This is a genomic window from Caulobacter sp. HJHS_5 (genome assembly GCF_056683955.1).
The window spans coordinates 179,019-203,915 of the sequence record NZ_JBWZNC010000003.1 but is presented as its reverse complement, the minus strand read 5'-3'; the positions used below and the strand labels follow the sequence as shown (position 1 = coordinate 203,915).

At 69.6% G+C, this 24,897-nt stretch carries 28 protein-coding genes; 13 read left to right on the top strand and 15 right to left on the bottom strand.

Going from position 1 to position 24,897, the window contains the following annotated elements; translation table 11 throughout:
- Nucleotides 1-105 precede the first annotated feature (105 nt).
- The 4 genes from ACFLIT_RS07200 (at nt 106) to ACFLIT_RS07185 (ending at nt 3,301) form a co-directional block, all read left to right on the top strand.
- Complete coding sequence (locus tag ACFLIT_RS07200) at nt 106-519, top strand: CHRD domain-containing protein (protein WP_479910529.1); 414 nt, start codon at nt 106-108, stop codon at nt 517-519.
- A gap of 204 nt (nt 520-723) precedes the next feature.
- Complete coding sequence (gene dapF / locus ACFLIT_RS07195) at nt 724-1,551, top strand: diaminopimelate epimerase (RefSeq protein ID WP_479910528.1); 828 nt, start codon at nt 724-726, stop codon at nt 1,549-1,551.
- Nucleotides 1,548-2,840 carry a tRNA (N(6)-L-threonylcarbamoyladenosine(37)-C(2))-methylthiotransferase MtaB gene (mtaB, locus tag ACFLIT_RS07190; RefSeq protein WP_479910527.1) on the top strand — a complete coding sequence of 431 codons (1,293 nt, stop codon included), beginning with the start codon at nt 1,548-1,550 and terminating at the stop codon, nt 2,838-2,840. The genes dapF and mtaB overlap by 4 nt, the downstream gene beginning before the upstream one ends.
- Nucleotides 2,837-3,301: a GFA family protein gene (locus tag ACFLIT_RS07185; protein WP_479910526.1), complete on the top strand. Its 465-nt coding sequence runs from the start codon at nt 2,837-2,839 to the stop codon at nt 3,299-3,301. Before mtaB ends, ACFLIT_RS07185 begins: the two co-directional genes overlap by 4 nt.
- Here ACFLIT_RS07185 and ACFLIT_RS07180 read toward each other — a convergent pair.
- The 3 genes from ACFLIT_RS07180 to ACFLIT_RS07170 form a co-directional block, all read right to left on the bottom strand.
- Entirely contained in the window at nt 3,298-3,945 is a 648-nt protein-coding gene (locus tag ACFLIT_RS07180) for a trimeric intracellular cation channel family protein (RefSeq protein WP_479910525.1), read from the bottom strand. The genes ACFLIT_RS07185 and ACFLIT_RS07180 overlap by 4 nt on opposite strands.
- Nucleotides 3,946-4,007: 62 nt before the next feature.
- Entirely contained in the window at nt 4,008-4,472 is a 465-nt protein-coding gene (locus tag ACFLIT_RS07175) for an SRPBCC family protein (protein WP_479910524.1), read from the bottom strand.
- Nucleotides 4,469-4,816, bottom strand: a complete 348-nt coding sequence (locus ACFLIT_RS07170; RefSeq protein ID WP_479910523.1) for an ArsR/SmtB family transcription factor — start codon at nt 4,814-4,816, stop codon at nt 4,469-4,471. The genes ACFLIT_RS07175 and ACFLIT_RS07170 overlap by 4 nt, the downstream gene beginning before the upstream one ends.
- A gap of 89 nt (nt 4,817-4,905) precedes the next feature.
- Here ACFLIT_RS07170 and ftsY point away from each other — a divergent pair, with 89 nt between their 5' ends.
- A complete protein-coding gene (ftsY, locus tag ACFLIT_RS07165) occupies nt 4,906-5,853 on the top strand; it encodes a signal recognition particle-docking protein FtsY (protein ID WP_479910522.1) in 948 nt (315 codons plus the stop codon).
- The gene (locus ACFLIT_RS07160; RefSeq protein ID WP_479910521.1) at nt 5,853-6,452 is read left to right on the top strand and encodes an inner membrane-spanning protein YciB; all 600 of its coding nucleotides are present in this window, start codon (nt 5,853-5,855) and stop codon (nt 6,450-6,452) included. The genes ftsY and ACFLIT_RS07160 overlap by 1 nt, the downstream gene beginning before the upstream one ends.
- 117 nt (nt 6,453-6,569) lie before the next feature.
- On the opposite strand, the gene ACFLIT_RS07155 is transcribed toward ACFLIT_RS07160, so the two are convergent.
- The 3 genes from ACFLIT_RS07155 to ACFLIT_RS07145 all read right to left on the bottom strand — a co-directional run bounded on the left by ACFLIT_RS07155 (nt 6,570) and on the right by ACFLIT_RS07145 (nt 9,002).
- Nucleotides 6,570-6,842 (bottom strand): hypothetical protein, encoded by a 273-nt coding sequence (locus ACFLIT_RS07155; RefSeq protein WP_479910520.1) that lies wholly within the window; start codon nt 6,840-6,842, stop codon nt 6,570-6,572.
- Between the two features lie 76 nt (nt 6,843-6,918).
- Complete coding sequence (locus tag ACFLIT_RS07150) at nt 6,919-8,262, bottom strand: hypothetical protein (protein WP_479910519.1); 1,344 nt, start codon at nt 8,260-8,262, stop codon at nt 6,919-6,921.
- Nucleotides 8,259-9,002: a glutaredoxin family protein gene (locus ACFLIT_RS07145; RefSeq protein ID WP_479910518.1), complete on the bottom strand. Its 744-nt coding sequence runs from the start codon at nt 9,000-9,002 to the stop codon at nt 8,259-8,261. The genes ACFLIT_RS07150 and ACFLIT_RS07145 overlap by 4 nt, the downstream gene beginning before the upstream one ends.
- 69 nt (nt 9,003-9,071) lie before the next feature.
- Here ACFLIT_RS07145 and ACFLIT_RS07140 point away from each other — a divergent pair, with 69 nt between their 5' ends.
- Nucleotides 9,072-9,461 (top strand): MerR family transcriptional regulator, encoded by a 390-nt coding sequence (locus tag ACFLIT_RS07140; protein ID WP_479910517.1) that lies wholly within the window; start codon nt 9,072-9,074, stop codon nt 9,459-9,461.
- Here the strand turns inward: ACFLIT_RS07140 and ACFLIT_RS07135 are convergent.
- From ACFLIT_RS07135 to ccmA, 6 genes are all read right to left on the bottom strand, one after another.
- Nucleotides 9,458-9,988: a DsbE family thiol:disulfide interchange protein gene (locus tag ACFLIT_RS07135; RefSeq protein WP_479910516.1), complete on the bottom strand. Its 531-nt coding sequence runs from the start codon at nt 9,986-9,988 to the stop codon at nt 9,458-9,460. The two genes, ACFLIT_RS07140 and ACFLIT_RS07135, sit on opposite strands and share 4 nt — an antisense overlap.
- A gap of 10 nt (nt 9,989-9,998) precedes the next feature.
- Nucleotides 9,999-10,151 (bottom strand): heme exporter protein CcmD, encoded by a 153-nt coding sequence (ccmD, locus tag ACFLIT_RS07130; RefSeq protein ID WP_479910515.1) that lies wholly within the window; start codon nt 10,149-10,151, stop codon nt 9,999-10,001.
- A 4-nt stretch (nt 10,152-10,155) separates the two neighbouring features.
- Nucleotides 10,156-10,893, bottom strand: coding sequence for a heme ABC transporter permease CcmC (ccmC, locus tag ACFLIT_RS07125; protein ID WP_479910514.1), 738 nt, complete (start codon nt 10,891-10,893; stop codon nt 10,156-10,158).
- A gap of 41 nt (nt 10,894-10,934) precedes the next feature.
- Nucleotides 10,935-11,540: a Spy/CpxP family protein refolding chaperone gene (locus tag ACFLIT_RS07120; RefSeq protein WP_479910513.1), complete on the bottom strand. Its 606-nt coding sequence runs from the start codon at nt 11,538-11,540 to the stop codon at nt 10,935-10,937.
- A gap of 149 nt (nt 11,541-11,689) precedes the next feature.
- Nucleotides 11,690-12,355: a heme exporter protein CcmB gene (gene ccmB / locus ACFLIT_RS07115; RefSeq protein ID WP_479910512.1), complete on the bottom strand. Its 666-nt coding sequence runs from the start codon at nt 12,353-12,355 to the stop codon at nt 11,690-11,692.
- Nucleotides 12,352-12,963, bottom strand: a complete 612-nt coding sequence (gene ccmA / locus ACFLIT_RS07110) for a heme ABC exporter ATP-binding protein CcmA (protein ID WP_479910511.1) — start codon at nt 12,961-12,963, stop codon at nt 12,352-12,354. The genes ccmB and ccmA overlap by 4 nt, the downstream gene beginning before the upstream one ends.
- A 174-nt stretch (nt 12,964-13,137) precedes the next feature.
- Between ccmA and acnA the strand changes: the two genes are divergently transcribed.
- The 3 genes from acnA to ACFLIT_RS07095 all read left to right on the top strand — a co-directional run bounded on the left by acnA (nt 13,138) and on the right by ACFLIT_RS07095 (nt 17,311).
- Complete coding sequence (acnA, locus tag ACFLIT_RS07105) at nt 13,138-15,843, top strand: aconitate hydratase AcnA (protein ID WP_479910510.1); 2,706 nt, start codon at nt 13,138-13,140, stop codon at nt 15,841-15,843.
- Nucleotides 15,844-15,922: 79 nt separating this feature from the next.
- Nucleotides 15,923-16,624 carry a DUF1223 domain-containing protein gene (locus ACFLIT_RS07100; protein WP_479910509.1) on the top strand — a complete coding sequence of 234 codons (702 nt, stop codon included), beginning with the start codon at nt 15,923-15,925 and terminating at the stop codon, nt 16,622-16,624.
- Between the two features lie 339 nt (nt 16,625-16,963).
- The gene (locus tag ACFLIT_RS07095; protein WP_479910508.1) at nt 16,964-17,311 is read left to right on the top strand and encodes a DUF2794 domain-containing protein; all 348 of its coding nucleotides are present in this window, start codon (nt 16,964-16,966) and stop codon (nt 17,309-17,311) included.
- A gap of 234 nt (nt 17,312-17,545) precedes the next feature.
- Here ACFLIT_RS07095 and ACFLIT_RS07090 read toward each other — a convergent pair whose 3' ends face one another.
- Complete coding sequence (locus ACFLIT_RS07090) at nt 17,546-18,298, bottom strand: Bax inhibitor-1/YccA family protein (RefSeq protein WP_479910507.1); 753 nt, start codon at nt 18,296-18,298, stop codon at nt 17,546-17,548.
- 140 nt (nt 18,299-18,438) lie between these two features.
- On the opposite strand from ACFLIT_RS07090, the gene ACFLIT_RS07085 reads away from it, so the two are divergent.
- Both ACFLIT_RS07085 and ACFLIT_RS07080 read left to right on the top strand, forming a co-directional pair.
- Nucleotides 18,439-19,107 carry an arylesterase gene (locus tag ACFLIT_RS07085; RefSeq protein ID WP_479910506.1) on the top strand — a complete coding sequence of 223 codons (669 nt, stop codon included), beginning with the start codon at nt 18,439-18,441 and terminating at the stop codon, nt 19,105-19,107.
- Nucleotides 19,108-19,156: 49 nt separating this feature from the next.
- A complete protein-coding gene (locus tag ACFLIT_RS07080; RefSeq protein WP_479910505.1) occupies nt 19,157-20,968 on the top strand; it encodes an ABC transporter ATP-binding protein in 1,812 nt (603 codons plus the stop codon).
- Nucleotides 20,969-20,991: 23 nt separating this feature from the next.
- Here ACFLIT_RS07080 and ACFLIT_RS07075 read toward each other — a convergent pair whose 3' ends face one another.
- Both ACFLIT_RS07075 and ACFLIT_RS07070 read right to left on the bottom strand, forming a co-directional pair.
- Nucleotides 20,992-21,582, bottom strand: coding sequence for a methyltransferase family protein (locus ACFLIT_RS07075; RefSeq protein ID WP_479910504.1), 591 nt, complete (start codon nt 21,580-21,582; stop codon nt 20,992-20,994).
- Between the two features lie 4 nt (nt 21,583-21,586).
- A complete protein-coding gene (locus tag ACFLIT_RS07070; RefSeq protein WP_479910503.1) occupies nt 21,587-23,635 on the bottom strand; it encodes an NAD(+) synthase in 2,049 nt (682 codons plus the stop codon).
- 111 nt (nt 23,636-23,746) lie between these two features.
- Between ACFLIT_RS07070 and ACFLIT_RS07065 the strand changes: the two genes are divergently transcribed.
- Nucleotides 23,747-24,847 (top strand): GNAT family N-acetyltransferase, encoded by a 1,101-nt coding sequence (locus tag ACFLIT_RS07065; RefSeq protein ID WP_479910502.1) that lies wholly within the window; start codon nt 23,747-23,749, stop codon nt 24,845-24,847.
- Nucleotides 24,848-24,897: the final 50 nt, after the last annotated feature.

The window sequence follows — 24,897 nt, the reverse complement described above, 5'->3', positions numbered from 1 at the left end:
TGCCAGAGCCAGGGGTTATAAAGCCTTCGATTGACATGGGGGCCTGGCGGGCGTGTCCTCCGCCCGTCGAGGGAGCGAAGGCTCCCCGCTCAGAAGGAACTCGTCATGAAGCGTATGATCCTCGCCGGCGTCCTCGCGGCCGCCGCCTTCGTCGCCGGTACGGCCAGCGCGGCCACGGAGACCTTCACCGCCGCGCTCGCGCCGGGCGCGGGCATCACATCCTCCGGCAAGGGGACCGGGACCTTCACCTTCGACACCACCAGCAAGGCCCTGACCTATTCGGTGACCTACGAGGGTCTGACAGGCCCGGCGACCATGGCCCACATCCACGGCCCGGCCGACCCCGGCGCCAACGCCGGCGTGCAGGTGCCGTTCGCGAACCCCGCCAGCCCGATCACCGGCACGGCGACCCTGACCGACGCCCAGGCCGCCGACCTCGAGGCCGGTAAGTACTATGTGAACATCCATACGGCGGCCAACCGCGGCGGCGAAATCCGCGGCCAGCTGACGAAGAAGTAAGGGCTTATCCGCCCTGCGTGCTTCGACACGCGCCTGCGGCGCTGCTCAGCATGACGAAGGTGGATTGGCCCTCGATCCGCTGGGATCGTCATCCTGAGCGGGCCGCGAAAGCGGCCGTGTCGAAGGGGACGCAAAGACTGTAAGCGCGAGCGTGACCTTGCTGCACGTGCGCTTGGGCTCTGCTTGCCCTATATACCGCCGGCCATGGGCCGCTCGTTCTTGAAGATGAACGGGCTCGGCAACGACTTCGTCGTTATCGAGACCCGCACCCAGCCGTTCCAACCGACGGCCGAGGAGGTGCGCGCCATCGCCGACCGGGCGACGGGCGTCGGCTGCGACCAACTGATCGCCATCGATCCCTCGGCCAAGGCCGACGCCGGCATGCGCATCTGGAACGCCGATGGCTCGGAGGTCGAGGCCTGCGGCAACGCCACCCGCTGTGTCGGCTGGATCCTGATGCAGTCGTCCGGCCGCGACGCCGCCAGCATCGAGACCGCCGCCGGCATCCTGCACGCCCGGCACGGCGAGGGGACCGATGTCAGCGTCGACATGGGCGAGCCCGGTCTCGACTGGACGCAGGTGCCGCTCGCCGAGGCGATGGACACCCGCAACATCGAGCTGCAGCTCGGCCCGATCGACAATCCGCACCTGCACACGCCCGGGGCGGTGAGCATGGGCAATCCGCATGTGGTGTTCTTCGTCGACAGCGCCGAGGCCGCGCCGGTGAAGGAAGCCGGCTCGCTGATCGAGCATCACCCGCTGTTCCCGGAAGGCGTCAACGTCGGCTTCGCCGAGGTGCGCGCCCGTGACGACATCCGGCTGAAGGTGTGGGAACGCGGCGCCGGCCAGACGCTGGCCTGCGGCACCGGCGCCTGCGCGGCCTTGGTGGCGGCGGCCCGCCGCGGCCTGACCAACCGCCGCGCCAAGGTCGAGATGGACGGCGGCGTGCTGCAGATCGAGTGGCGCGAGAGCGACGGCCACGTGATCATGACCGGCCCGGCCACCTTCGACTTCGCCGGCCATCTGCCGTGAACGCGCCCTTCAAGCTCGCGGCGTCGAAGGCCAAGGCGGCGCCCGCTTCCGCGCCCGACGTCGAGGTCGTCACCTTCGGCTGTCGGCTGAACTTCTATGAATCCGAGGGGCTGAAGGCCCGCGCCGCCGCCGACGGCGTGACCGACGCGGTGGTGTTCAACACCTGCGCCGTCACCGGCGAGGCCGTGCGCCAGGCCCGGCAGGCGATCCGCAAGGCCCGCCGCGAGCGTCCCGGCGCCCGCATCGTCGTCACCGGCTGCGCGGCGCAGATCGATCCGCAAGCCTTCGCCGACATGCCCGAAGTCGACCTCGTGCTCGGCAACGCCGACAAGATCGAGGCCGGCGCCCTGCTGTCCAACGAGCGGGTGGTGGCCTCCGACATCATGGCCCTGACCAAGGTCGCGCCGCGCACGGTGACCGGCCTGCGTGAGCGGGCGCGCGCGCACGTCGAGGTGCAGAACGGCTGCGACCACCGCTGCACCTTCTGCGTCATCCCCTACGGCCGGGGCAATTCGCGCTCGGTGCCGGCCGGCGATATCGTTTCCGAAGTGCGCCGCCTGGCCGCCGACGATTGCCGCGAGGTGGTGCTGACCGGCGTCGACCTGACCAGCTGGGGGGCCGACCTGCCCGGCCAGCCGAGCCTCGGCCAGCTGGTCGCGCGCATTCTCAAACTCGTGCCCGAGCTGCCGCGCCTGCGCCTGTCGTCGATCGACGCGGCCGAGATCGACCCCGATCTGCTGCGCTGTCTCGCCGAGGAGGAGCGCCTCGCGCCCTATCTGCATCTGTCGCTGCAGCACGGCGACGACCTGATCCTCAAGCGCATGAAGCGCCGCCATCTGCGGGCCGACGCCCTGAAGCTGGTCGCCGATGTGCGCGCCGCGCGGCCGGATATCGCCTTCGGCGCCGACCTGATCGCCGGCTTCCCGACCGAAACCGACGAAGCGTTCGAAAACCTCCTGAGCCTGGTCGAGGAGACCGGCCTCGCCTGGGTTCACGCCTTCCCGTTCAGCCCGCGCCCCGGCACGCCCGCCGCGCGGATGCCGCAGCTGCCGCGCGGCCTGATCAAGGACCGCGCGGCCCGCCTTCGCGCCGTCGGCGAGACGGTGCTGGCGCGCCATCTGGCCGCCCAGGTCGGCCGCGTCGTGCCGGCCTTGGTCGAGAAGGAGGGCGTCGCGCGCGCGCCGGACTTCACCGAGATTCGTCTGCAGGGACCGGCGGCGCCGGGCGAGATCACCGCCATCCGCATCACCGGCCATGACGGCAAGCACGCCCTCGGGGTCGCGGCGTGAGCCGTTCCGGCGGCTGTCAGTGCGGCGCGGTGCGCTTCCACGTCGAGGGCGAGCTCGGCCGCGCTTCCATCTGTCATTGCCGCATGTGCCAGAAGGCGTTCGGCGGCTTCTTCGGCCCGCTGGTCTCGGTGCGGACGGCGGGCCTGACCTGGACGCGCGGCGCGCCCGCCCGCTTCCAGAGCTCCAACAAGGCCGCACGCGGCTTCTGCGCCGCCTGCGGCACGCCCCTGACCTTCGAATGGAGCGACAAGGTCATCGACCTGGCCATCGGCGCCTTCGACGATCCGGCGGAGATCGCGCCGGCGGTACAGCTCGCCGTCGAGCGGCGCCTGCCCTACGTGGAGGGCCTCGCCCGTCTGCCGGAGCGCGCGGTTGGTCTGTCGGACGAGAGCGCGGACTATCTCGGTGTTGTTTCGCACCAGCACCCGGACGAAGACACCGAGGTCTGGCCGCCGCGTTAGGAGGCCGGCGGGTCCGCCTTCTCGAACAATCCCTTGCGGAAGCCGGGCAGTGTCCAGCCGTAGTGCAGCGCCAGGCCGCGAATGGCGAAGGCGATGACGAAGCCGGCCAGGGCCGCCGGCCAGAATGGGACGTGCGCCACGCTCAGCGCGGTGAACAGGCCGGAGCCGAGCATGGCGGGGGTGACATAGATTTCCCGCCGCAGCAGCACATTGGGCTCGTGGGCCAGGATGTCGCGCACGATGCCGCCGAACGCGGCGGTCAGCACGCCCATCACCGCCGCCGGGACAGGATGGACGCCGAGCGACAGGGCCTTGGCGGCCCCGACCACGCAATAGGCGGCCATGCCGAGGCTATCGAGCCAGAGCAGGAGGTTAAGGCGCCCGCCCTTGCCCGGGCCGAACAGCCATACGCCGGCGGCCCCCAGCAGGCTGATCAGCAGATAGTCGGGCCGCTGCACCCAGAACACCGGCGCGCCGATCAGGAGGTCGCGCAGGGTGCCGCCGCCGACGCCGGCGACAGCGGCGAAGAAGACGAAGGTGACGACATCGCGCCCCTGCCGCGCCGCCGCGAGAGCGCCCGACGCGCCGAACACCAGCACGGCGCCGTAGTCGAGCCAGGGCAGGGCGGCGAGCAAGGGTTCCATCCGCCCGTTATGGCGCGGCCGGCATCGTCTCGAAAGCCGTCAAAGAGGGGCCGAAGCGATCCTCACGCCTCCCCGGCGATTTCGCCGAGCCGGGGTACGATCTGCCGCCAGCCCTTGCCCATGTTCTCGAAGGCGCCTTGGTTGCGCGGCATGGCGAAGCCGGAGTGGACGAGTTGCACGCGCGTGCCGCCCTCGGTCGGCGTCAGGGTGAAGGCGACGATGGTGTCGAGCGGGGCGCCGTAGCCGGTCACGTTGTCCGGGTGGCCGCCCTTCCAGGCGTAGGCCAGGCGACGTTCGGCGACGACCTCCAGCACCTTGCAGTGGATCACCCCGTCCCAGGCCCCGCCGGGCGTGGTCTGGTAGGTGAACTCCGTGCCGACCACGGGGGCGAATCCCTTGGGCGCCATCAGCCAGCGGCCGATAAGACCGCCGTCGGTCAGGGCGCGCCAGATCAGGTCGGGGGCGTGGGGCACGGTCTCGTCGACGACGATGTTGCGGGTTTCGGGCATGAGGGCGGCTTGGATCATTGTTCGGAGTCCTTTGGAGGATCGAGGTCCTTGAGGAGGGCGCGCAGATCGCCGAAGCGCTCGCGCCAGAAGACGGCGTAGTGGTCCATCCAGTCGAACAGCGGGGCGAGGCCCTCAGGCTGCACGCGGTAGTAGACTTTGCGGCCGTCCGGACGTTCGGCGACGAGGCCGGCCTGCTTGAGGGTCTTCAGGTGCTGCGAGACCGCGCCCTGGGTCACGCCGCTGACACGGGTCAGGTCGGCGACGGTGATCTCCTCGCCGCGCGCCAGGCGTTCGTAGACGGCGCGACGGGTGGGATCGGCCAGGGCGCGGAAGACGCCATCGATGGAAAATACATCAGTCATGGCTAATTCATTAGTCAATACTAATTGATGAGTCAAGCGAGACACGATGCGATGGCGCGCGGCCTTCCATCCCGCTATGAGCAGCGCCCATGACGCAGCAGAAAAAAGGCTGGTTCCAGCGGCTGACCGACGGGCTCTCGCGCTCGTCCAAGGCGATGGGCGACCAGGTGGCCGAGGCCTTCGGGGTTCGTAAGCCGCTCGACCAGGAGCAACTCGACCAGCTCGAGGAGATGCTGATCGAGGCCGACCTCGGTCCCGCCGCCGCCGAGACGATCACCGAGCGCTTCAAGGCCCTGCGGTTCGGCAAGGAATCCAACGAGCGCGAAGTGAAGGAAGCCCTGGCCGAGGCCGTGGCCGCCGAGCTGATCCCTCGCCAGGGCCGGTTCGATCCCCTGGGCGGGCCGAAGCCGTTCGTGGTGCTGTTCATCGGCGTGAACGGCTCGGGCAAGACGACGACGCTGGGCAAGATCGCCAACGACCTGACCGGCCGTGGAGCCAAGGTGCTGATCGCCGCCGGCGACACCTTCCGCGCCGCCGCCGTCGAACAGCTGAAGGTGTGGGCTGACCGCGCCGGGGCCGACTTCATGTCCAAGGAGACCGGCGCCGACGCCGCCGCCCTGGCCTATGAGGCGGTCGAGCGCGCCAAGGCCGAGCACTACGACGTGGTGCTGATCGACACCGCCGGCCGGCTGCAAAACAAGCAGGGGCTGATGGACGAGCTGCTGAAGGTCATCCGCGTGGTCAAGAAGGTCGACGCCGAGGCGCCGCACGAGACCCTGCTGGTGCTCGACGCCACGGTCGGCCGCAACGCGCTGGCGCAGGAGAAGGTGTTCGGCAACTCAGTGGGTGTTTCGGGCGTGGTGATGACCAAGCTCGACGGCACGGCGCGCGGCGGGGTGCTGGTGCCGGTGGCCCAGGCCTCCGACAGCCCCATCGTGCTGATCGGCGTCGGCGAGGGTATCGACGACCTGCAGCCGTTCGACGCCAAGGCCTTTTCGCGCTCGCTGGTCGGCCTGGACGAAGGATTTTCCGCTTAATGGCTATGACCGACAAGCAGCGCGGCTGGTTCCGTTACGGCGTCGACTACCTCGCGCCCCTGGCCTTCTTGGTCACCTACTTCGTGACGAAGGACATGATGAAGGCGTCCGGCGCCCTGGTGGTCGGCTCGCTGATCGCCCTGGCCGCCGGCCTGATCGTCGAGCGCCGCATCGCGCCGCTGCCGGCCTTCGCGGCGGTGGCGGGCATCGTGTTCGGCGGCCTGGCCCTGGCCTTCCACGACGAACGGTTCGTGAAGATCAAGGCCACGGCGATCAACGCCGCATTGGGGGGGCTGCTGCTCGGCGGCGTGGCGCTGGGCAAGAACCCGCTGAAGCTGCTGCTGGGCGAGGCGGTGAAGATGCCGCTCGAGGCCTGGCGCAAGCTCGCGGTGCGCTACGGGGTTTTCTACCTGTTCCTGGCCGGGCTGAACGAGATTGTCTGGCGCAACTTCTCCAACGAAATCTGGGTGCCGTTCCGCATGCCGGGCCTGATGATCCTGACGCTGATCTTCAGCCTCAGCCAGGTGCCGTTCTTCATGAAGTACGCCGACCCGAGCGACCCTGAGGCGGGTGAGCCCCCGCCGCCGCCAGTCGGGTGATCCCCAATGATCCCGCTCACTCCCGCGAAGGCGGGGGGTAGGCTTTTTATCGATAGGCGCAGTGGGATTCAGAAAAAGCCTGGGTTCCCGCCTTCGCGGGAATGAGCGGAATAGAAATCACACCTTGATGTCGATGAACGAGCCGGGGCGCAGGATGCGTTGCGGCGGCTCGTCGGGGATGGTCGCGCGCTGGCTGGCCTGGGGCGTGAAGCGGCCGGCGGCCTGAACCGGATCGACCGGCCGCGGCTTCGGCGTGGTCGGGGCCTCGACGCCGCCCATCGCCGCCTGGAAGAAGGCCCGCTGGGCGGCCGCGCGCGCGGTGTCGACGGTCGGTCGCGTCGGCGTCGTCGTTTGCGGCGTCATCGCGGTGCGGACGGGCGGCAGGGCCATGGCGATCTCATGCGGCGATTATGGTCAACGCGCAGTTAACCATAATTCGCACCGAGGTGTCGTCGGCGGTTGAAGCTCAGCCAGTGACGCGGAAACGGGCGAACAGCATCGAGCTCGTCGGGTCGCCATAGGCGGGTTTGATCGCCGCCGGCAGGTCGTAGCGGCTGACGAGGCCGCCGAGGTCGAGGGCGACGGGGCCGAAGGGCACACTGTGATAGGCGCCGAGGCTGAGCTTGCCGACGGTGAACACCCGGCCCGCCAGGGGATTGGCATGGTCCTCGCCGAACAGCTCGTCCTTGTCCACGCGCTCGGCGCGGCCGAACAGGGTGTTGCGCCCCCATTGGACCGCGCCGTCGAGCAGCCAGGCGTCGGTGACCTGGCCGTCGTGGCCGCCCGTCGGGTCGTTGCGGCCCCAGGCGAGGGTGGTCTGCCAGAGCTTGTTTTCGCCGAACGACCGGCCCCAGGTCGCCGAGGCGGTGGTGCGGCGCACGTCCTCTTCCGGGTGCAGGGACTCGGGGCTGTTCAGGCGGCCGTGGCTGACCTGCAGCGAAAGGTCGGAGGTCGGGTTCCAGCTGGCGCGCGCCGACCAGCTGTCCATGCGCGGGCGCTCGATGTCCCAGCGCCTCTCGTCGGGCTCGCGACCGGTGAAGCGCGAAGCCTCCAGCTTGACGTCGCGCCAGACGAGGCCGGCGGTGGCGACGCCGAAGGTGACGTGCGTCGAGTCCAGCCAGTGGTGGTCGATAGGCGCTTCCGGGTTCGCCAGGCCGGAGAAGCGGTGCATGTAGGTTGCGGGGCCAAGCGCGGGTTCGCCCGGCAGGCCGAGATAGACGAAGCCCGAGACCCCCTCGCTGATCGGGCGGCTGTAGACGGCGGCCAGTTCCATGAAGGCGTCGTGCGGATGCTGGCGGTCGACCAGCTCGGTCTTGCCGTCGGCCGTCTCGCCGGTGGCCAGCAACAGGGGATAGCCGCGCTTGCCCATCAGGGGGTCGAGGCTGCCCATGGCCTTGAGGGTCAGGGTCCCGCCCGCGGCCGGACGCTGGGCCATGAAGCCGATCATCGAGGCGACGAACGTCTGATCGTCGCCGCGTGGACCGCCCTGCCGGTCGGAGACGGCGGTGGCGAAGCCGTGGAGCATGGTCGACCAGCCGCCGGCCTCCCCCATGATCGCCATCATCGGGGCGCTGTCGGGTTGCCAGGCGGTGCCCGAGGCGTCGCGGGTCATGGCGTAACCGCCGAGCGCGCCGGTCATGCCGTGGTTCATGCCGGCCATGTCGCCATGGCTCGTGGTCGCATGATCCATCTGGGAATGGTCCATCTGCGAGTGATCCATGCCGGGCATCGACATGCCGGGCATCTCTTGGGCGAAGGCGATGGCGGGGGCCAGCAGCAGGGCGGCGGCGAGGGTGGTTCGGGCGATCATGCGAGCAACATCCAGGCGGCCATGGCCACCATCATCAGGTTTTCGGTGAGGGAAACGAAGCCGAGCGGCACGGTGCTGGAGCCGCCGACGCAGGCGCACTTGAGCTGGCGCTTGTCGATGTAGACCGCCTTGAACACCGAGACCGCCCCGACGCCGCCAATGAACAGGGCGACCGGCGCCGACAGCCAGGTGAAGGCATGCGCCGCCATCAGGAGGCCGGCCGCGCCCTCCGCGAACGGGTAGATCACGCCATAGGGCGGCCAGCGGCGAGCCAGCAGGTCGTAGTTCAGGAACATGGTCGAGAAGCGCTCCACGTCCTGCAGCTTCAGGATCGACAGGACGACCATGGAGAAGGCGATGAACCACTCGCCGGCGGCGACGGTGAAGGGCGAGCCGAAGGCCATGTGGCTGGCGGCGAGGGCCAGCAGGGCGGTCATGGCGAAGACGGCGATCACCGGCCGGTAGCTGGTTTCGCCGGGCGCGGCGACGTGCAGGCCGAAATGGCGACGCAGGTCGTCGTAGCCGCCGATCCGCTCGCCGCCGACGAACACCTGCGGCGTGGTCTTCACGCCGTGCTCGGCCTTGAAGGCGTCGGTGGCTTCGCGGGTGGTCAGGTGTCGATCGTCGACGGTGAAGCCGCGGGACTTCAACAGATGCAGGGCTTTCAGCCCGTAGGGGCAGACGTGCTCGGGCATCACCATGCGGTAGAGCACAGCCGTCTTGGGAGCGGGGTCGGTCATGGTCTGGCGCCTCCGTTGCGCCGGTCTCCAGACCCTTGTACGGTCCGTACCATGGTACGGAGTCAACCGATGAATGCGCTGACCATCGCCAGGCTCGCCGACGAGGGCGGCGTCGGGGTGGAGACCGTTCGCTACTATCAACGCCGGGGCCTGCTTGCGGAGCCGGACCGGGTGCACGGCGGCGTGCGCCGCTACGGCGAGCCGGAGGTGAAGCGCCTGCGGTTCATCCGCGCCGCCCAGACGGCGGGCTTCACCCTGGAGGAGATCGGCGAGCTGCTGACGCTCGACGCGCGGGATGACCGCGCCGAGGCCCGAGCCATGGCCCGTTCGCGGGTGGCGGCGCTGGACGAGAAGATCGCCGAACTGCAGGCGGCCCGCGCGGCGCTCAGCCGTCTGGCCGACCAGTGCGGCGCGGGCGGCAAGGGGCCGTGCCCGATCCTGACCGCGTTCGAGGCCTAGCGCGCCTTGGCCAGCATGGCCTGGGCCTGCTCCATGGTGAGCGGTCCGGCGGCATATTTGGCCAGGATCTTCCCGTCGGTCCCGACGAGATAGGTTTCCGGCACCCCGGTGGCGCCGAACTCGATGCCGGCGCGACCGTCGGGATCGGCCAGCACGATGCTGAAGGGGTCGCCGAACTTCTCGAGGAAACCGCGAGCGGTCTCGACCGAGCCGCGCGGCGGGTCGTCCTCATAGTCGATGCCAACGATGTTCACGCCCTGCTGCTTGAGTTCCATTAGCACCGGCGCCTCGATCTGGCAGGGGGCGCACCATGAGGCCCAGATGTTGATCAGGGTCGGGCCCTTCAGAGTCGAGGCCAGGGGCGTCATCTCGCCGGTGTCGAGGCGGGCGAGGGTCAGGGCCGGGACGGGTTTGCCGACCAGCTTTTCCGGTTCGATCTGCGGATTCCGCTTCAGGGAGAAGAAGAGGAACATCAGGCCCAGCGCCACCAGGATCAGCAGGGGCGAAAAGGCGATCCAGCGTTTCATCGAAGGCGTCCTAGTCGTTGGCCCGGCGCGCCTGGGCGGCCTCGGCCTTGCGCTTCCAGGCGCGGGTGCGCAGCAGGCTGTCGCCGATCATCCAGGCGAAGCCCAGGGCGGTGGCGATGAAGGCCGGCCAGATATAGGGCGCGTACTTTCCGAACTCGAACATCGGCTCAGGCTCCGGCGGCGCGAAGGGCGGCGGCGCGGGCGCGGCGGCGCCACACCTCGCCGCGGATGCGCACCAGCCACAGGGAGCCGAAGGCGGCCATGAAGCCGAGGCTCATCAGCAGCAGGGGTACGAGATAAACGGTCGGCAGGCGGTCGCCTTCGTCGGCCCCGAAGGTCGAGCTGCCTTGGTGCAGCGAATTCCACCAGACCACCGAGTAGTGGATGATCGGCAGGTTCACGAGGCCGACGAGGGCCAGGATCGAGGCCATGCGCGAGGCCTTGGTCTCATCCTCGATGGCGGCGCGCAGGGCGAGATAGCTGAGGTAGAGCAGGAACAGGATCAGCACCGAGGTGATCCGCGCGTCCCACACCCACCATGTGCCCCACATCGGGCGACCCCAGAGGGAGCCAATGATCAGGGTCAGGGCCGTGAATACGGCGCCCAGCGGGGCGGCGGCCTTGGCGGCGGCGTCGGCCAGCAGCTGGCGGAAGACCAGGGCCAGGAAGCTCGCCCCGCCCAGGCAGGCGTAGGCGAACATCGACATCCAGGCGGCGGCCACGTGGATCGGCAGCAGCACGACCGTGCTGCCCTGCTGATAGTCGCCCGGGGCGGTCAGGGTCAGCCAGAGGGCCGGCAGGATCATCGCGGCGGCCAGCACGCCGAGCGTGGGCGCGAGCCAGCGCGAGACGGTCATGAACCGCTCGGGGTTCTGCAGGAAATCGAGCGCGCGGGGCAGCTTCATGAGCTCTGATTACAGACCGCCTGTCCCGCGCGCAATTGACCTCAACCCGCCCGTGGCGGAGCCGGCGGACGCGGCGGGGCGGGCGGCGCCGGGGGCGGGCCTTCGAAGCGCATGACGCGGGTCCGCATCATCGGGCCGCCGCCCATGCCGGCGGTGGTGTCGAACACCTTCTTCTGCGACGGGGTGAGGGCGGCGTAGAAGGCGCGGGTGGCGTCGGCGCGCTTCTTGGTGTCGGCGGCGATGCGGGCGGTGGCTTCCGCCATGCGGTCGGCGCGTTCGACGGCGGTCTGCGGCCCGCGTTCGGCCACGGCCGGACGGAGGACGTCGCGGCGCGGCGGGGCGGTGGCGGTGAGGAAGGCCTGCAGGGCGCCCTCCTGGTTGGCGGTCAGTTGCAGCATGGTCCGCAGGCGCTCGGCGCGGTTCTCGGAGCTGCGCATCATGATGTCGGCGCGATCGCGGCCGGGGCGGCGAACCTCGACCCGGCGCGGGCCGTCACGGTCGTCGCGGCGGATGATGACCTGGCGCTCCTGTCGGACGACAGGCGCGTTCGCCGCGGGCGGCGGAGCGGGCTGGGCCACGGCGGCTCCGGCCAACGACAGGGCGGCCACGGCGCCGAACGCCAGGCCTTTGCGGGTCAGGTGAGGCATGAGGGTCAATCCTTGCGGGACAGGTGGGAAAACACTGGTCTCAGGCTGACCCTGGTTTAAGGCGAAGGCGTGTCCGGAAAAGTTACGTTTGTTTCATGTTCACGCCGAATTTGTCGCGTGAAGACAATCGGTTGCAATGCTGCTCAGGGTCAGGAGAGCGCGTTGCGGCAGGCCGCGGCCATGCCGATCGGGGCGAGGGCGACGGCCGCCGCCGTATAGCCGCCGAGCAGCAGCAGGCCGGAGGCCCAGGGCAGGCCCTCGGAGAAGGCCCACAGGGCGCCGGCCCCGAAGATCACCGGCGGGGTGAACAGAGGCAGCACGATCACCGCCACCAGCAGGCCGCCGCGCCGGCTGCCGAGCGACAGCGAAGCGCCGAGGCCGCCGAGGAAGGCGAACGAAAGCCCGCCGACCAGGGCGGTGAAGACGGTCAGGGGGGCCAGCGAGACCGGGGCGCCTAGGGCGATGGCGGCGATCGGGGCGGCGAGGGCCAGCGGCGCCCCGGTGGCCAGCCACTGGGCGAGGCACTTGGTGGCGCAGGTCAGTTCCAGCGGGATGGGCCCCAACGCCAGGAGGTCGAGCGCGCCGTCTTCATAGTCGCGTTCAAAAAGCCGTTCGAGCGACAGCAGGCTGGCCAACGCCAGGGCCAGCCAGGCCAGGCCCGGCGCAACGGCGGCCAGGGTCTCGGGCGCGCGCCCGGCGGCCAGCGGCGCCAGCGAGGTGACGCAGGCGTAGAAGGCCAGGGCCAGCAGCGGCCCGCCGCCACGCCCGAAGGCGAGCGAGAACTCGCGGCGCAGAAGGGCTGAAAAGGCGCTCACTGGATCTGCGCCTCGCGGGTCTGCACCGGCAGGGGGTCGTGCACCGCCGCCAGGATCAGGCCGCCGCCGGTCAGATGCCGGCCCATCAGGTCGCCGAAGCGCACACGCTGTTCCGCGTCGAGCGGGGCCAGCGGCTCGTCGAGCAACCACAACGGGCGGGGCGAGGCGACCAGGCGCGCCAGGGCGAGACGCCGGCGCTGGCCGGCCGAAAGCCGGCGCACCTCGATGTCCAGCAGGCGGGCCAGCTGCATGGTCTCGATCGCCTGTTCCACCGCCTCGGCCCTGGCGCCGGTCCATTGCCCCTGGAACTGCAGCTCCTCGCGGGCTGTGCGGCCAGACTTCAGGCCGTCGTGGTGACCCATCAGGTGCAGGCCCTCGGCGCGGGCGGCGTCCGCCTCCAGCGGTCCGGCCGCGCCTTCGAAGCGCACGGCGCCCGCTTCGGGACGAATCAGGCCGGCGACGGCGCGCAGCAGGCTGGTCTTGCCGGCCCCGTTGCGCCCGGTGAGGGCCACGGCGTCGCCCGCGCGCAGCGCAAGGTCGAACCCCTCGAACAGCAGGCGTTCGCCCCGCCGCAGGGCGAGGGCGTCGATCTCAAGGGCGACGATCATAGAAAGACCATGCCGCCGACATGGACGAGTAAGGGTCTCGCGTCTATGAAGCGCGCGGCTGCCCATCGCACGGGCGCAAGCGACGCTGCCGGGGACGCTGTGAGTCCTCCGCCGCAGGCGCAGCGCATCGGGAGCGGGTCCAGGTCGGCCGGGAACAGAAAAGGATCTCCCACCATGGCGTCTATCGACAGCCTTCAAGTTCGCCGCACGCTCAATGTCGGCGGCGTTCCGTACGTCTACTACAGCCTTCCGGCCGCTGAGGAAGCCGGCTTGAACGGCGTCTCGCGCCTTCCCTACTCGCTGAAGGTCCTGCTGGAGAACCTGCTGCGCAACGAAGACGGCGTGGAGACGGACGGCGCGGACTTCAAGGCCATGGCCGCGTGGGTGCAGAACCTCGGCGCCGAGCAGCACGAAATCGCCTTCCGTCCGGCCCGCGTGCTGATGCAGGACTTCACCGGCGTTCCGGCCGTGGTCGACCTCGCCGCCATGCGCGACGCCATGTCGGCCCTGGGCGCCGACGCCACCAAGATCAACCCGCTGGTCCCCGTCGACCTCGTGATCGACCACTCGGTGATGGTCGACTACTTCGGCGCCAAGACCTCCTTCGAGCAGAATGTCGACAAGGAATACGAGCGCAACCTCGAACGTTACCGCTTCCTGCGCTGGGGCTCCTCGGCCTTCAACAACTTCCGCGTCGTGCCGCCCGGCACCGGCATCTGCCACCAGGTGAACCTGGAATACCTGGCCCAGACCGTGTGGACCGCCAAGGACGCCGGCCACGAAGAGGCCGGTGAGGTCGCCTACCCCGACACCGTCGTCGGCACCGACAGCCACACCACCATGGTCAACGGCCTGGCCGTGCTGGGCTGGGGCGTCGGCGGCATCGAGGCCGAGGCCGCCATGCTCGGCCAGGCGATCCCGATGCTGATCCCGGAAGTCATCGGCTTCCGCCTCGACGGAAAGGTGCCGGAAGGCGCCACCGCCACCGACTTGGTGCTGACCGTTACCCAGATGCTCCGCAAGAAGGGCGTGGTCGGCAAGTTCGTCGAATTCTTCGGCCCGGGCATCGCCAGCCTGACCCTGGAAGACCAGGCGACCATCGCCAACATGGCCCCGGAATACGGCGCCACCTGCGGCTTCTTCCCGATCAGCCAGGTGACCGTCGACTATCTGCGCGCCACCGGCCGCGACGCCGCCCGCGTCAACCTGGTCGAGGCCTACGCCAAGGCCCAGGGCATGTGGTTCGACGCCGACGCGCCGGAACCGGTGTTCACCGACGTGCTGGAACTGGACCTCGCCACGGTGATGCCGTCGCTGGCCGGCCCGAAGCGTCCGCAGGACCGCGTGCTGCTCAACGAGGCCGCCGAGAAGTTCAATGAGGCCCTGGCCAACGACTTCGGCAAGAAAGAATCGGCCGATCTGCGCACCAAGGTCGAAGGTTCGGACTTCGACGTCGGCCACGGCGACGTGGTCATCGCGGCCATCACCTCCTGCACCAACACCTCCAACCCCAGCGTGCTGATCGCCGCCGGCCTGGTCGCCAAGAAGGCCGTGGCCGCCGGCCTGAAGGTCAAGCCGTGGGTGAAGCCGTCGCTGGCGCCGGGATCCCAGGTGGTCACCGACTACCTGGCCAAGGCCGGCCTGACCAAGTCGCTGGACGCCCTGGGCTTCAACCTGGTGGGCTACGGCTGCACCACCTGCATCGGCAACTCGGGCCCGCTGCCCGAGGCGATCAGCGCCGCCGTGCAGACCGGCGACCTGGTGGCCTGCTCGGTGCTGTCGGGCAACCGCAACTTCGAGGGTCGCGTGAACCCCGACGTCCGCGCCAACTACCTGGCCAGCCCGCCGCTGGTCGTCGCCTACGCCCTGGCCGGTTCGATGAAGATCGACCTGACCAAGGAGCCGCTGGGCAAGGGCAAGGGCGGCAAGGACGTCTACCTGGCCGACATCTGGCCGACCAACCAGGAAATCGCCGACGTCCAGCGCAAGGCCGTCACCAAGGAGATGTTCGACAGCCGCTATGGCGACGTCTTCAAGGGCGACAAGCACTGGCAGAACATCCCGATCTCGGGCGGCCAGACCTATGCCTGGGAAGCCAGCTCCACCTACGTGCAGAACCCGCCGTACTTCGTCGGCATGTCGATGACCCCGAAGCCGGTGACCGACATCGTCGAGGCCCGCGTGCTCGGCATCTTCGGCGACTCGATCACCACCGACCACATCAGCCCGGCCGGTTCGATCAAGAAGACCGGCCCGGCCGGCGTCTATCTGATGGAGCACGGCGTCGAGCCGGCGGACTTCAACAGCTACGGCGCGCGTCGCGGCAACCACGAAGTGATGATGCGCGGCACCTTCGCCAACATCCGCATCCGCAACAAGATCACGCCGGATATCGAAGGCGGCGTGACCAAGCACTTCCCCTCGGGCGAGGTGATGTCGATCTACGACGCGGCCATGAAGTACGAGGCGGAAGGTCGTCCGGCCGTGGTGTTCGCCGGCAAGGAATACGGCACCGGCTCGTCGCGCGATTGGGCCGCCAAGGGCGCCAAGCTGCTCGGCGTCCGCGCCGTGATCGCCGAGACCTTCGAGCGTATCCACCGTTCGAACCTGGTCGGCATGGGCGTGCTGCCCTTGCAGTTCCTGGCCGACGGCTGGCAGCGCCTGGGCCTGACCGGCGAGGAGATCGTCTCGATCCGCGGCCTGGCGGACCTGGCGCCGCGCAAGCAGCTGATCGTCGAGCTCTATCGCCCGTCGGACGGCCGCATCGCGCGCTTCCCGGTGCGCTGCCGCATCGACACCGCCACCGAGCTGGAATACTTCCGCGCCGGCGGCGTCATGAACTACGTCCTGCGCAACCTGGCCAAGGACGCGGTGGCGTAAGGCGCTTCACAAACGGCGGGGCCGGCCCTCACGGGCTCGTGACGGTCGGCCCCGACCGAGTTCGCATAAAGAAGGCGGGATGCCCAAGGCGCTGATCTTCATCGCTGGCCTGCTGGCCGCCGCCGCTTCGCCGGCCCTGGCCCGCCCGCCGGTCGTCGTCGAACTGTACACCGCCCAGGGTTGCGCGGCGTGCAGCGGCGCGAACGACACCCTGGCCGAGCTTTCGAGCGACCCGGACGTGCTCGCCCTGACCTTTCCGGTCGACTACTGGGACTATCTCGGCTGGGAAGACACCTTCGCCAAGCCGGAGTTCGCCGAGCGGCAGCGCGCCTACACCGAGGCCCTGGCGCTGCGCGACGTCTTCACCCCGCAGGTGGTGGTCGACGGGCGCGTGCAGACTTCCGCCGCTCGCCCCGACGCGGTGGAAAAGCTGGTCGCCGCCCAGGCCAGGGCGCCGCGCAATCCGCCCGACATGGAATTCCGCCGCGATGGCCGCGTGGCCGTCGGCTCGGGCCCGTCGCCCCGCGGCGGCGGCGAAGTCTGGCTTGTGCGCTATGACCCGCGGCCGCAGGAGGTCGTCGTCCGGCGCGGCGAGAACCGCGGTCAGACGGTGAATCAGAAGAATGTGGTGCGCGAGATCGTGCGCCTCGGAAGCTGGAGCGGCCGGCCGCGCGTCTATTCCCTGCCGCCCAGCGCCGACGAAGGCCTGCAGAGCGTCGTGCTGCTGCAGGGCGCCAAGGGCGGCCGCATCATGGGCGTGCTTCCCGGCAAGGACGGCTGAACCAGCTCCGCCCGCGCTCCCGGCGATTTGCCTGAACCCCAGACAGCGAAAAGCCCGCGCGGCAGGGGGGAGGACCGCGCGGGCTGGGGATATCGCTTGGTATAGCGTCGGCCGACCGATCGCCCCGTTGTCCAGGGGGGCTGGGGGGGCTGTTCAGGATCCGGGACCTCGGGACGCCGATCAGCCGACCTGTCTTGTATCGAGGGTCGATCAGGCGGCGGCTGGACCGAAATAAGGTCTTATCGTGGCCGTACGCTACAGCTTCCGCACAAAGCTGAGCAGTGTGTCGCCGCTGCGACGCTCGCCAAATCAGCAATTTGCGCGTTAGCCTGCTGGGCGATGGCTTTGGATCCTGTTTCCGGGTCAGGACCGTCTTCCGGCGGCCTGCCCCTCATCTTCTTCGAGCGGCGCGAGCTCGACCGGTTGATGCGCCTCTATGGCCAGCGCGTCGCCGCGGGCGAGTGGCGCGACTACGCCATCGCCGGCCTGGCCGAAGTGGCGGTGTTTTCCGTGTTCCGCCGCGCTTCCGAACAGCCGCTCTACCGCATCGAGAAACGCCCCGCCCTGGCCCGCAAGCAGGGCGCCTGGAGCGTGGTCGGCGAGGGCGGGATGATCCTGCGCCGCGGCCACGAGCTGGAGCAGGTGCTCAAGGTGTTCGAGAAGGGCAAGTTCAAGGTGGTGGATTAAGGAGCGGCGGCCTCGGGGCAAAACGATCCCGGCGATACAAGCTACCGCCTTTCTCGCCCTTGTGCCGCGGACCCCTGCGTCCGCCCCGATGCGCCCGTCGATCAAGTACAGCAGCGCCGCCGAGAGGAGCCCTCGGCACAAAGCCGAGGGAAGCGGGATCTGGGTGGGAGTTTGCACAAAGAAAAAGCCCCGGCGGTTTCCCGCCGGGGCTCTTCGTTCCGGTCTGGCTGGCGGTTAGCGGCGGTTGCCGAGGAACTGCAGCAGGAATTGGAACAGGTTGATGAAGTTGATGTAGAGGCTCAGCGCGCCGTAGTTGGTGGCCACGCCCATGGCCGCCTGGTCGCCGCCCAGCTGGTAGTAGGTCATCTTCAGGCGCTGGGTGTCGTAGGCGATCAGGCCCGCGAAGATCAGCACGCCCAGGGCGTTGATCACGAAGGCCATGGCCGGGCTCTTCAGGAAGATGTTGACCAAGCCGGCGATGATCAGGCCGAACACGCCCATGATCAGGAAGCTGCCGAAGCCGGTCAGGTCCTTCTTGGTGGTGTAGCCCACCAGCGAAAGGGCGCCGAAGGCGGCGGCGGTGATCAGGAAGGTCTGGAAGATCGAGGCGCCGGTATAGACCAGCACCACGGTGCCCAGGCTCGCGCCGATCAGGCTGACGATCGTCCAGTACAGCGCGCCGGAGCTGGCCGGGCTGGGATTGCGCAGGGCGAAGCTGCCGAACAGCATCACGGCCAGCGGCGCGAAGGCCACGATCAGGCCAAGGATGGTGAAGCCGGCCAGGCGGCCGTCCGGCGTCACCTGGTACATCAGGTCGCGAACGGGCGGGAAGGCGCCGGTGACGAAGGCCAGGGCGGCGGACAGGACGAGACCCAACGCCACCTTGTTGTAGACGCCGAGCATGAAACTGCGGAGGCCGGCGTCAACCGACATGTCGGCGCGATCCGCGGGGATCGAGCGCGCGTAGCCGCGGTTGAAGTCGCTCATCGAGGGTAAACCCTTGTTTTGGCGCGTCCCAAGCGGACGCCCGTCAAATATCGGCGTGGAACCCGCCGTATGCAAGGCGCCCCCGCGCCGCCCCGTCGCGGGCGTTTGCGACAAAGGATTGCCGGGCCCACATGGAGATCATGAGCTTCGACGACAAAACCGACCGCCGCGCCGTGCTGGGAGCCTTCGTCGCCGCGGCGACCGGCGCTCCGGCCCTGGCCCAATCCCGCCGGAAGGCGCCCGCGCCGCCGCGTCCCCGCACCGTCGCCCTGCTCGGCGACTCGATCACTGCCGGCTTCGGCCTGCCGATGGCGGCCGCCCTGCCGACCCAGCTGCAGGCTGAAATGACCCGCCTCGGCTCGACGGCCCGCGTCCGTCCATTGGGCGTCTCGGGCGACACCACCGCCCTGGGCCTGGCTCGTCTCAATCTGCTGACCGACGCCGAGGCCGATCTCTGGGTGGTGGCGCTGGGCGGCAACGACCTGCTGCAGGGGCTCGATCCCACCATCACCCGCGCCAACCTCGAGGCCATCGTCGCCCACCTGAAGACGCGGGGCGAACCGATCGTGCTGGCCGGAATCAAGGCGCCGAAGTTTCTGGGACGGGCCTATGCCGCAGCCTTCTACAGCGCCTTCACCGAGACCGCCCGCAACAACCGCCTGCCGTTCTTTCCCGACCTTCTGGAGGGAGTCATGGGCGTGCGGCGCCTGAACCAGGGGGATGGCATTCACCCCAACGCCGAGGGCGTGAAGGTGATCGCCAAGGCGCTCGCGCCGGAGATCGTCAAGGCGCTGAGCTTCATCCGCTAGGCAAGCGCTGCTCGGCGGGTCTAGGCTCGGCGCTCGCCGGAGACCGCCGTTGGCCGACAGCACGCCCGTTCTCACCCTCGAAGACCTGACGGTGACGTTCGACGCCGTCGAGGGGGCGGTTCAGGCGGTGCGGGGCGTGTCGCTGACCGTGCGTCGCGGCGAGTGCCTGGGGGTGGTGGGCGAAAGCGGCTCGGGCAAGAGCCAGACCTTCATGGCCGTGATGGGCCTCCTGGCCGGCAACGGCCGGGCGACCGGCTCGGCCCGCTTTCGCGACCAGGAGCTGCTGGGCCTCAAGCCGCGCGCGCTGAATCGGCTGCGCGGCTGCAAGATGACCATGATCTTCCAGGATCCGCTGACGGCCCTGACGCCGCATGTGCGGATCGGCGAGCAGATCGCCGAGCCCCTGCGGGTGCATCTCGGCCTGTCGCGCAAGGCCGCCGAGGCGCGGGCGCTGGGGTGGCTGAAGCGGGTGCGCATCCCCGAGCCGGAGCGGCGGATGCGGCAGTATCCGCATGAGCTATCCGGCGGCATGCGCCAACGGGTGATGATCGCCGCCGCCATGGCCTGCGGGCCGGAGCTGCTGATCGCCGACGAGCCGACCACGGCGCTCGACGTCACCGTCCAGGCCGAGATTCTCGACCTGATGGCCGAGCTGATGCGCGAGACGGGGACGGCGATGGTGCTGATCACCCACGACATGGGCGTCATCGCCCGCCTGGCCGACCGCGTCTGCGTGATGAAGGACGGGGCCTATGTCGAGGAAGGCCCGGTCGCCGAGGTCTTCACCGCGCCCAAGGCGGCCTATACCCAGGGGTTGCTCGCCGCCATTCCGCGCCTGGATCGCGACGATCGCGGCGGTCGGCCGACCTTGCCGCCGGCTCCCGAGGACGCCCCGGTGGTGGTCGAGGCGCGCGCGGTGAAGGTCTGGTTCCCGATCCCGCAGGGCCTGTTTCGCCGATCGAAGATGCTGCGCGCCGTCGACGGCGTCGATCTCGTGGTGCGGCAGGGCGAGACCCTGGGTGTGGTGGGCGAGAGCGGCTCGGGCAAGTCGACCCTGGCGCGCGCGGTGCTGAATCTCGCGCCGCCCACCGCCGGCGCCGTGACCGTCATGGGGCGGGACATCACCCACGCCGACCGCGACGCCCTCCGCAAGGCGCGACGCGATCTGCAGATCGTCTTTCAGGACCCGCTCGCCAGCCTCGATCCGCGCATGACCATCGGCGACTCCATCGCCGAGCCCCTGCGCGCCTTCCGGCCGGACCTGAGCCGCCGGGCCGCCGAGGTCGAGGTGCGGGCGATGATGCAGCGGGTCGGCCTCGCCGAGGCCCTGATCAACCGCTATCCGCACGAGCTGTCCGGCGGGCAGAACCAGCGGGTCGGCATCGCCCGGGCGATGATCCTGAAACCGAAGCTGGTGGTCTGCGACGAGGCGGTCAGCGCCCTCGATGTTTCGATCCGGGCGCAGATCATCGACCTGTTGATCGCCCTGCAGGCCGACCTCGGCATGGCGATGATCTTCATCAGCCACGATCTGGCGGTGGTGCGCGAGATCAGTCATCGGGTGATGGTGCTCTACATGGGGCGGGTGATGGAGGCGGGCTCGCGCCAGCGGCTCTACGAACACCCGCAGCATCCCTACACCAAGGCGCTGCTGTCGGCGGTTCCGATCCCCGATCCGGCGCGCGAGCGCTCGCGGATGCGGGTGAAGCTTTCCGGCGAGCCGCCCAGCCCGATGAATCCGGCCGCCGCCCTGCGGTTCCTCCCCTCGAAACTGCCGGTCGATCCGGGTCAGCCGTTCTATGTTCCGGCGCTGCGCGAGGTGGCGCCGGGGCATCTGGTCAGCGAGTTCGACGCGGTTTGATGGGGGGCCGCCGGCGTTCTGGATCAGCGCCAACCCACGACGGGCAGGATCTGCGGCGTTCGCGCGGCGTAGGCGTCATAGGTCTCGGCCCCCAGTTCCTGGCGTAGGAAGCGCTCCTCGGCGCGGGACTTGAGGATCATCAATCCGGTCAGCCAGGCGGCGCCCGCGAGGCCTACGGGGGCGGCCAGGATCAGCGCCAGGCCCCAGGCCGCGAGGATGAAGCCGGTGTAGATGGGGTGCCGAACCAGGCGAAAGGGACCGGTGTCGACCACGCGGTGATCCTCGCGCACCTCGACGCCGCCCGACCATAGACGGCCCATGTGAATCCGCGCCCACCAGGCGAAGGCGAATCCCGCGACTTCAACGGCCAGAAGCCCGGCGGCGGCGGGCTCGGGGGTGCGCCAGAGCGAGGCGAGCACGGCGGGGAGGTCGTGGCCGCGCAGGGTGGACCAGGTGCTGAACAGCAGGGCGAAGCCCACGCCCCAGCCGATGTTCCAGGCGGCGACCCGCCCGCGACCGGCGTTGGCCTTTCCCCGAGACACCCAGAAGGCGGCCAGCCACCAGCTGAGCATGAAGAGGCCCCAAAGCTGGAAGGCGAGCAGCCCGAGGGTCATGCCGTCAGCCCGGAACCCCGGCCTCCAGTTCGGCCAGCCACGCCGTCGCCGCCCCGTCGCTCGGCGCGCGCCAGTCGCCGCGCGGCGAGAGAGCGCCGCCGGCCGAGACCTTCGGGCCGTTGGGCATGGCCGAGCGCTTGAACTGGGCGGTCTGGAAGAAGCGGCGACAGAAGCCGGCCAGCCAGCGCTTGATGGTCGGCAGGTCGTAGGCGACGCGGTCCTCCAGCGGGATGGCCGGGGGCCACAGGCCGGTCCCGGCGTCCTTCCATGCGTGCCAGGCCAGGAAGGCGGCCTTGCTGGGGCGCTGGCCGTAGCGGGCGATGTGGAACAGGCTGAAGTCCTGCAGGGCGTAAGGGCCGACGACGCTTTCGGTCGACTGGGCCTGGCCGTTCTCGGCGGGCTTCAATTCCGGGCTGATCTCGGCGGCGACGATGGCGTTGAGGACGGCGCCGACCTGCGGCTTGAAATCGGAAAGGCCGGCCGTCCAGCGGATCAGATGCTGGATCAGGGTCTTCGGCACGCCGGCGTTGACGTTGTAATGGCTCATGTGATCGCCGACGCCATAGGTCGCCCAGCCGAGCGCCAGTTCCGAAAGGTCGCCGGTGCCGACCACGAGGCCGCCGCGCTGGCCGGCCGCGCGGAACAGATAGTCGGTGCGCAGGCCGGCCTGCACGTTCTCGAAAGTGAGATCGTAGACGGGCTCGCCACGGGCATAGGGGTGATCGAGGTCTGCCAGCATGCGCAGGGCGGCGGGCTTGATGTCGATCTCCTCGGCGGTGATCTCCAGGGCGCGCATCAGGTCCCAGGCGTAGCCCTTGGAGGCCGCGCCGGTGGCGAAGCCTGGCAGGGTGAAGCCGAGGATGCCGGACCGCGGCTTGCCCATCAGGTCGAAGGCGCGTGCCGCGACGATCAAGGCGTGGGCGCTGTCGAGGCCGCCCGAGACGCCGATGGTCACGGTCTTCGAGCCGGTGGCCTCCAGGCGGCGGATCAGGCCGTGGACCTGGATGTTGTAGGCCTCGTAACAGTCCTGATCGAGGCGGGCCGGATCGGCGGGCACGAAGGGGAACCGGGCGAGGTCGCGCTTGAGGCCGAGATCGCCCTTCGGCGGATCGAGAGTGAACTCGACGGTGCGGAACAGCTGCTCCGGCTCGCCCTCGGCGCGGGCCGAGTCGTGGAAGGTGCCGGTGCGCAGGCGCTCCAGATGGACGCGTTCGAGATCGACGTCGGCCAGCAGGATGCGGGGGTCGAGGGCGAAGCGTTCGCCGACCGCGATCTCCTCGCCGAGCTCATAGACCGAAGCCTGACCGTCCCAGGCCAGGTCGGTGGTCGATTCCCCCACGCCGGCCGCGCAATAGACATAGGCCGCCATCAGCCGGTTCGACTGGGCCATGCAGAGCGTGCGGCGCACGTCGGCCTTGCCGATGACGATGTTGCTGGCCGAGAGGTTGAGCAGAAGGGTCGCCCCCGCCAGGGCGCCGTGCTGGCTTGGCGGGGCGGGCGACCACAGGTCCTCGCAGATCTCGGCGTGGAGGGTCAGGTGCGGCAGGTCCTCGGCCTGGAAGATCAGGTCGACGCCGAACGGCGCGGTCTGGCCGGCGAGGCGCACGTCGAGGCCGACGGAGTCGACGCCCGAGGCGAACCAGCGCTTCTCGTAGAACTCGCGATAGTTGGGCAGGAAGCTCTTGGGCGTCACGCCGAGGATGCGGCCGCGGTGAATGAAGACCGCGCAATTGTACAGCCGGCCGCCGCGGCGCACCGGCGCGCCGAGCACGATCACCGGCGTCAGGGCCTTGCTGGCCTCCACCACCTCGGCGAGGGCCGTCTCGACGGCGGCGATCACCGTCGCCTGCAGGTGCAGGTCGTCGATGGCGTAGGCCGAGAGGCCGAGTTCGGGGAACACCGCCACCGCCGCCCCGGCCGCGTCCGCTTCGCGCGCCAGGGCGATGTGGGCCGCCGCGTTGGCGGCCGGATCGGCGATGACCGCGCGTGGGGTGCATGCGGCGACACGCGCGAAACCCTGGGCGTAGAGCGAATAGAACGGGTGTGTGCTCATCTGATCTCGACTTCTAACCGAAGACGCCCGGCTTCTAAACCTTACCTCAAGTGTTGGGGGCGTAAGAGCCGCGCACCGATCTTGTTCCAAAGGCTCGACCGAGACCGAAGCGTGGACATCGACGTCATCAATCCGCTGGACCTGTCGGCCTCCGCCGTCGCGCGCTGGAGCGCGCTGCAGGAGCAGGCGCTGGCCTATGACAGCCCGTTCCTGTCGCCCCATTGGGCGCGGGCGGTGGCGCGCGCCCAGGCCCCTGAAGTGGAGCGGCAGGGCGGCGGCACGCGGGTGCGCGTCGCGGTGATGTCGGACGGCGAAGGCCTGCAGGGCTTCATGGGCGCCCGGGTCGGCGCGATCACCGCCATCCCGGCCGGGGCGCCGATGTGCGACTATCAAGGGCTGATCGCCGCGCCCGAGGCCGAGGTCGACCCGCGTCGGCTGGTCCAGGCCCTCGGCGTGGCGCGCTACGACTTCACCCACATGCTCAGCGAGCAGCCCGCCTTCTTTCCTCACCTGCGCGGGGCGGTCGACAGCTGGATCATCGACGCTCGCGACGGCTACGAGGCCTGGGCGGCGCAGCGCAAGGCGGCCGGGGTCGGCATCATCAAGGACCTCGACAAGAAGGGCCGCAAGGCCGAGCGCGATCTCGGCGCGCCGGAGTTCACCGCCTTCTCGCGCTCGCGCACCGACTTCGACCAGTTGATCGCCTGGAAGCGCGAGCAGTTGAACGCCACCGGCCAGACCGACATCTTCGCCTCGTCATGGGTCAACCGTCTGGTCCGCGACCTGTTCAACAGCCGCGATCCGGACTTCGGCGGCGTTCTGTTCACCCTGCACTACGGCGGCGAGCTGGCGGCGGCGCATTTCCACCTGCACGGCCGCCACACGATCCACGGCTGGCTGATCGCGCACAACGCGGCTTTCGAGAAGCATTCGCCGGGGCTACTGCTGTTCCAGCACATCCTGCGCTGGATGGATGAGACCCCCTACCGCCGTCTCGACCTTGGAGCCGGCGACTATCGCTTCAAGCGCGAGCTGGCCAACGCTGTGCAATCGGTGGCCCACGGCTTCGTCGGCGTGCCCTCGCCGGTGACCTTCCTGCGTCAGGCGGCCTATGGCGTGCGCCACGCCGCCGAGCGCCTGCCGCTCGGCAAGGTGTCGGAAATCCCCGGCAAGGCCATGCGTCGCCTCGACGTTCTGCGCGCCCTTCGCTGAACCTGGTCGCGGCGTTTCGACGTCGTGACATTGCGGCGCCGCCAAGCGCC